At 63.2% G+C, this 5,275-nt stretch carries 6 protein-coding genes and 1 pseudogene; 3 read left to right on the top strand and 4 right to left on the bottom strand.

The features are described from left to right. Nucleotides 1-147: 147 nt before the first annotated feature. Entirely contained in the window at nucleotides 148-909 is a 762-nt protein-coding gene (locus MKL09_RS00940; RefSeq protein ID WP_244017112.1) for a Crp/Fnr family transcriptional regulator, read from the bottom strand. 746 nt (nucleotides 910-1,655) lie between these two features. Here MKL09_RS00940 and MKL09_RS00935 point away from each other — a divergent pair. Next, nucleotides 1,656-1,910: a hypothetical protein gene (locus tag MKL09_RS00935; RefSeq protein WP_244017110.1), complete on the top strand. Its 255-nt coding sequence runs from the start codon at nucleotides 1,656-1,658 to the stop codon at nucleotides 1,908-1,910. A gap of 119 nt (nucleotides 1,911-2,029) precedes the next feature. On the opposite strand, the gene MKL09_RS00930 is transcribed toward MKL09_RS00935, so the two are convergent. Together MKL09_RS00930 and MKL09_RS00925 are read right to left on the bottom strand one after the other, a co-directional pair. Then, nucleotides 2,030-2,320 carry a hypothetical protein gene (locus MKL09_RS00930; RefSeq protein WP_244017108.1) on the bottom strand — a complete coding sequence of 97 codons (291 nt, stop codon included), beginning with the start codon at nucleotides 2,318-2,320 and terminating at the stop codon, nucleotides 2,030-2,032. A gap of 82 nt (nucleotides 2,321-2,402) precedes the next feature. Further along, nucleotides 2,403-2,651 carry a hypothetical protein gene (locus MKL09_RS00925; protein WP_244017106.1) on the bottom strand — a complete coding sequence of 83 codons (249 nt, stop codon included), beginning with the start codon at nucleotides 2,649-2,651 and terminating at the stop codon, nucleotides 2,403-2,405. 437 nt (nucleotides 2,652-3,088) lie between these two features. Between MKL09_RS00925 and MKL09_RS00920 the strand changes: the two genes are divergently transcribed. Further along, nucleotides 3,089-3,397, top strand: a complete 309-nt coding sequence (locus MKL09_RS00920; RefSeq protein ID WP_244017104.1) for a methylamine utilization protein — start codon at nucleotides 3,089-3,091, stop codon at nucleotides 3,395-3,397. Between the two features lie 39 nt (nucleotides 3,398-3,436). Here the strand turns inward: MKL09_RS00920 and MKL09_RS00915 are convergent, their stop codons facing one another. Then, complete coding sequence (locus tag MKL09_RS00915) at nucleotides 3,437-4,495, bottom strand: hypothetical protein (protein ID WP_409566885.1); 1,059 nt, start codon at nucleotides 4,493-4,495, stop codon at nucleotides 3,437-3,439. A 286-nt stretch (nucleotides 4,496-4,781) separates the two neighbouring features. Here MKL09_RS00915 and MKL09_RS00910 point away from each other — a divergent pair. Further along, nucleotides 4,782-5,140: pseudogene (locus MKL09_RS00910) on the top strand (transposase); the annotation flags it as partial. Between the last annotated feature and the right edge of the window lie 135 nt (nucleotides 5,141-5,275).

Genomic DNA, 5,275 nt, shown 5'->3' with positions numbered 1-5,275 from the left:
CGTCGTCCTCATGGCAGAAGAGGCTGTCGTCGGTGTCGAAGAAATAATGCGGCATGAGATATCCGGCCTCGCTCAGGCGGGAGCACTCGCATCTCTCAGCCGCTGACGCCCAAATGTTCGATCAGCGATGTGTCTGGTTCTACCTCATCATGAAGCTGATATTTGTAGCTTGTGTTGATTAGAATTGAGATTTTTTGTTCGCGGAGTGTGATGCAGGTAGGTTGGGTCGAAGCCGCAGAAGGCTTTCAGCCGAGCGGCATCTGGGATCTCAAGGCGACGTTTCTTGAGGACGATCAGGTCTTCGGACCGCAGGTGCTGCAATGTGCGGTTCACGTGAACAGGCGTCAGACCGAGCATATCGGCGAGGTCAATCTGGGTGAAGGGCAGGGCATACCCGTCCTCCTCCGCCAAGCCGACCGCTTGCATGCGCAATAGCAGTTCACAGAACAGGTGCGCCATGCGCTCGGGCGCTTCTCGCCCGGCCAAGCCGACGAGCCACTCGCGCAGCACCGCCTCATCGACGAGTGTCGCCCACCAGAGGGCATGGGCGATACGGGGACGGTTCTCGGTCAGGTCTCGGATGGTTGAACGCGGGATCGCCACCACGGTGCACGGGGTTAACGTGGCGATCGAATGGTCCATCTCATCTAGGATGGCCACATGCAGGTCGCAGAGGTCGCCCGGCACCATGAGGGCTGTAATGTGGCGCTGACCCCTTGGCAGGATCTTGTAGCGGCAGACGAAGCCGGAGAGGACGAGATGCACGTTCTCGGGCCGATCTCCCTCGGTGGTGAGATCCTGGCGGGCTGGGACCTGTCGGCTACGTACACTCACGCGCCGCAACATCTCGTGGTCGCCCTCGGTTAGCCCGCCTGCGATGCTGAGTTTGCGGATCAGGGTATCGAACATGGTTCACGACGCGCTCTTCGGCGGTCGTTTCGCCTTGATCCGGGCGGCGTATCGCACCTATGCGGAACGGGCTGAAAGAACCGCACGCAGAGAGACGCTCACCAGGGCCTCAATACTCCAACGCATGTTATATTTTCTGGTGCCCCTTGTAGTTGGGTACGGTTTCCGCCCTGCGGCTCGGCCCCGGCGCCCGATCTGATTACGTGCTGGCGGGGGAGGTCGTCTATCTCACCGGCGTCCGCGCAGGATGCCGGGATCCGGTTAGCGCGCCGTGACCTGCGCTGGCTTGGCGCTGTGTCGGAACAGGCCACGCAGTGCCCGGAACGGCAGTAACACCAGCTTAGCTACGCCGTGAACGGCCATGACGACGACGGCCAATAGGGCCAACAGGGTATTTAGCACGCGGCGTACTCCGGACGGCGTGATACTCGGCGGACCGCCCCCGCCATTGCCTTCAGGAGGCGCGCCGATCGCGGCGGGACTGTGATGAAGCTAGACTGGCGTCACTAATCCACATTGTCGACTCGCCCCTCCCGGCGAGCGCCACGGGCTACGACGACTGGGGCATCATCGGCCAAGGAACGCTGCCACGCCACGACCTCGATCTAACGCAGGTAATTTAGGCGACGCTACCCATCCGCTATGTCGGCCGAACCGGATCCATATCGGGCGGTCCCGTTGGCTGTGGGCTTTTGCCCCCGAACTCATGCCTAACGAGGTCGCACTTCGCAGAAGGAGCGTGTCGAATGGGAGACGAGTCTGCGAAGCCTCCTGAGTTCTGGGACGTGCTTGCCGAGCATGTCACCGCCAAGGTCGAGCCGGTCCTGCGGCAACACGCGCACGTGCGCCAGCCAGTGATCGTCTACCTGCGCGACCTGGAGGTCCTAGCCCGCCAGGAATGCGACAGACGGGAGGTGATCCAGATCATCGCATCGGGACGCCGCATCCTCGGTGACCGGGAACAGGTCGGACGCCCGGACGGTCCTTTTTCGCGCACCTAGCTCATGGTCATGCGCGGATCCTTGCGATGAGGCGCGTGACCGTGGTGTTTCAGGGTTAGCAGGGCGTAAAGCCGTGCAGCGTGGAACGCTCCAGTAAGCTCTCAATCCATAGGCCAGCTTCACCGTATCGATGCGCTGGTTCTGGCCCACTCTGCGGCGATGATCGCCCGCCGCGCTTCTGCATAGGCTGGCGATAGCTCTGCGATTTTTTGTAGGCCGGCTTCCATCATGTCAGGACCACCCAGAGCCGCCAGCACTCGGCCCTGTCGTCGGATCGCGGACCGATGGTCAACAGCCTTGGGAGCGCTCGGCGTGCGCTCGATGGCCAGAACCAAGGCCGTGAGCGTACCCACCGCGGCATCGACCTCGGAGATACCCGGTCGGACACGTGGCGTCGTCTTCAATGGCATGAAGCTCCCCGGAGTGTCGGCGAAGTGTCCGAGGGAGTAGACGCAGAGGTCGTGCCGGGCTCACCGAAAAGCGGCACAACCGTCAGCCTGCGGTGAGACGCTTGGTGTTGAAGGCGACGTGCTCGCGGTAGCGGGCGATGACCATCTCGGGCGAGCCGCCGGTCATCAGCGTCGTCATGGCCTCGCCGGCAGCCTGCATCTTCTCGATCACCATGGACTGCGCCTCGGCCAGCCCCTCGCTGCCGCCCCAGGCGAGCCGGACCAACCGCAGTTCGACCACACGCTGGGCCTCGATCGCGAGCATCAACGACGAGAAGAAGAGGTTGTACACGGCACGCTCCACGCCGCAGCAATTGCTGCCCAGGCTGAATGCGCCTCAGCCTCAGAGCGATCCTGGCTGTTAGCGCATGGCGGATCTGCATTGTGTGCCCAGTAGGGCTGTATCGCTGGGTCGAACGAATGTAGTCCGTAAGATGGCGCTGCCGCTGCGATCACGCCAGCGTGAACTTTTCAGGAATAATGAAATGTAACATCCGGGCTGATCGGGCAATTGTGCGCTTCGACGGGCTGCCGTGCGCATGCGGTTCCCCAGTTTACCCACCTCAACAATCACGGATTTGGGATTGCGAACCCTGGCTGACTTTGAGTTGAAATTAATGGGATCTTCAGTGCCGAACCTGCACCCTCACGCCACTTGAAGCTGTTCAGCTGTTGGCTGTACTCATGCATAGATGCAGCCAGGGCGTGCGCAGGCAGGCGCTTCTGAGCATGACGATCCTGCTGTCTTTCGTCGGCATTGCCGTCGCCGCGCTTCCGGACGCCGAGCACGTCATCTCGCAGAAGGGCAGGCAGTTCCGACCAGGGGCGATAGGTCTGCATCCCGGCGAGCACATCACCGTTGTCAACGACGCCGCCGACCTGATCCACCACGCCTACATCGACGCTTCCGATCTCACCTACGACTCCGGTGATCAGGATCCCGGCACCAGCGCCGTCATCAGCTTTCCGAAGGGCGGCGATTTCCTGGTACTCTGCGGCATCCATCCTAAGATGAAGCTCACCGTCCATGTCGAGTAGATCGATGAGGCCGACGCTAGGGTGACTGCGTAGCCAGAGTTAGATCACCGGCCAGTTCCCGAGCACGACCGCGGTGCCGAACAGGGCCTCGTGGCCGACGTAGTACAGGACTAGGAAGACCGCGAGCGCGGCGCCATACCCAGCCGGGACGAGGGCGACATCCCGCACCCGAACCGCGCGGCGTGTATCGTCGGCGGCGATGCCGAGCAGCACCACGATGATGCCGGAGTGGCCGATCGCGTCCACTTTGCCGAACTCGAAGATCGCAGAGACGAAGATTGCGGTCAGGATGATCGCTGAGGCCCGCCGCACCAGGGGCGTCCAGATCAGCGAGAACGCCAGGGTGAACTCGATCACTCCCGCCGATTGCATGAACAAGGCGGGCGAGGCCCCCATGGTCATCTCGGGCTTGGCGGCCAGCAGCGGCGCCGTCCACTCGGGGTAGGCCCACTTCTCGATTGAGGCCCACATCAAGGTGATCGCGGCGGTCCAGCGCACGATGTCGAGCGGACGGACGCCGAAGGGCTGCCGGTCGAAGCCCTGGAGGACGAGGTAGGCGGCGATGCCGAGGAAGATCGGATAGTCGGCGAGGTGGAACACGCCGTACTGCCATGTCGCCAAGCCGAACAGGAACACGAGACCGGCGCCTGCGAGCGGTATGGTCCGGCGCCAGATCAGGCAGGCGGCCATGGCGAGTTGCAGCCACGGCACCCAGGCGAAGTCGGTCTTGAGTTCCGGGGTCAGGATGATGCCGCCGAGACCCCAGAGCGAGACCAGGAAGAAGCCGAGGGTCGCGCGCACCAGGAGTTCGGTGTCGGTGCGGATGCGTGTGGTGACGCGGTCGAGCGCGTTAAGCAGCGCGCCGCCCAGCGGCGTCCCCTCGGCGAGGCAGCCGAACATCAGGCAGACCAGTGCGAGGCCGGTGAGCCACTCGAAGTCCGGGCAGAGCACCTGTTCGAGGCCGCGTGGCTGCCCGGCGACATCGTAGGCGCAGAACCACTTCACGTGGGCGCTGGCCGAGCCGGTTCCGGCGAGCAGCGCCAGCGGCGCGAGGAGGGCTCCATTGAGCCCCGGCTGGCGCGAGGAGAGCCACCACATCGCGACCCGAATCATGAGGAGCCTCAATACGCAGCGGGCGCTCACCCGCCTACGTATTTCCTCACAAGTTGCCGCATCCCGTCAATGAAGATTTAACGAAGATGACGAAGTGGTTAATAGCCGCCGTTGAGTGCCGATGCCGAAGCCAAACGAGGTTAACGGCACTATAATAGCAGTGTGGCGCGATCATGCGCTCGTAGGATAACATCAGTCCGGCACCGAAGGGCTCTGGGGCTTAGAGCGCCTAACAGAACGGCACCGAGCGGGGTTTCAGCGTTGGTTTGGCATGGCCAGACCGCTTCTCCCCGATGATCTCTGGGATGAGATCGCGCCGCTCCTCCCGCCGCCTCGGCCGCGTCCGAAGGGCGGGCGTCGTCCGATCGAGAACTGGGCCGCACTCACGGGCATCCTGTTCGTGCTGCGCTCGGGGCTGCCGTGGGAAATGCTGCCGGCCGAGATGGGCTGCGGCTCTGGCATGAGTTGTTGGCGGCGACTGCGGGATTGGCAGGCGGCGGGCGTTTGGAGCCGTCTGCATGACGTGTTGCTGGAGCGCCTGCACGCAGCAGGGGAGATCGACTGGAGCCGGGCTTGCCTGGACAGCGCGTCTGTCCCGGCCAAAAAGGGGGGCCTGCCACCGGCCCTGATCGTCCCCCTTTGAAGTGGTCCGCCCTGAAGTATGGCTTTTGAGCCGACAGAGGACGGAACCGATGGCCCAACGACCCAAGCCTGAGGAGATCGTGAGTAAGCTGCGTCAGGTCGACGTGCTGGTCTCACAAGGAC

The organism is Methylobacterium sp. J-048, from assembly GCF_022829515.1.
Taxonomy (GTDB): Bacteria; Pseudomonadota; Alphaproteobacteria; order Rhizobiales; family Beijerinckiaceae; genus Methylobacterium.
The sequence above is the reverse complement of the archived record's forward strand: the minus strand, read 5'-3'. Positions and strand labels throughout refer to the sequence as shown.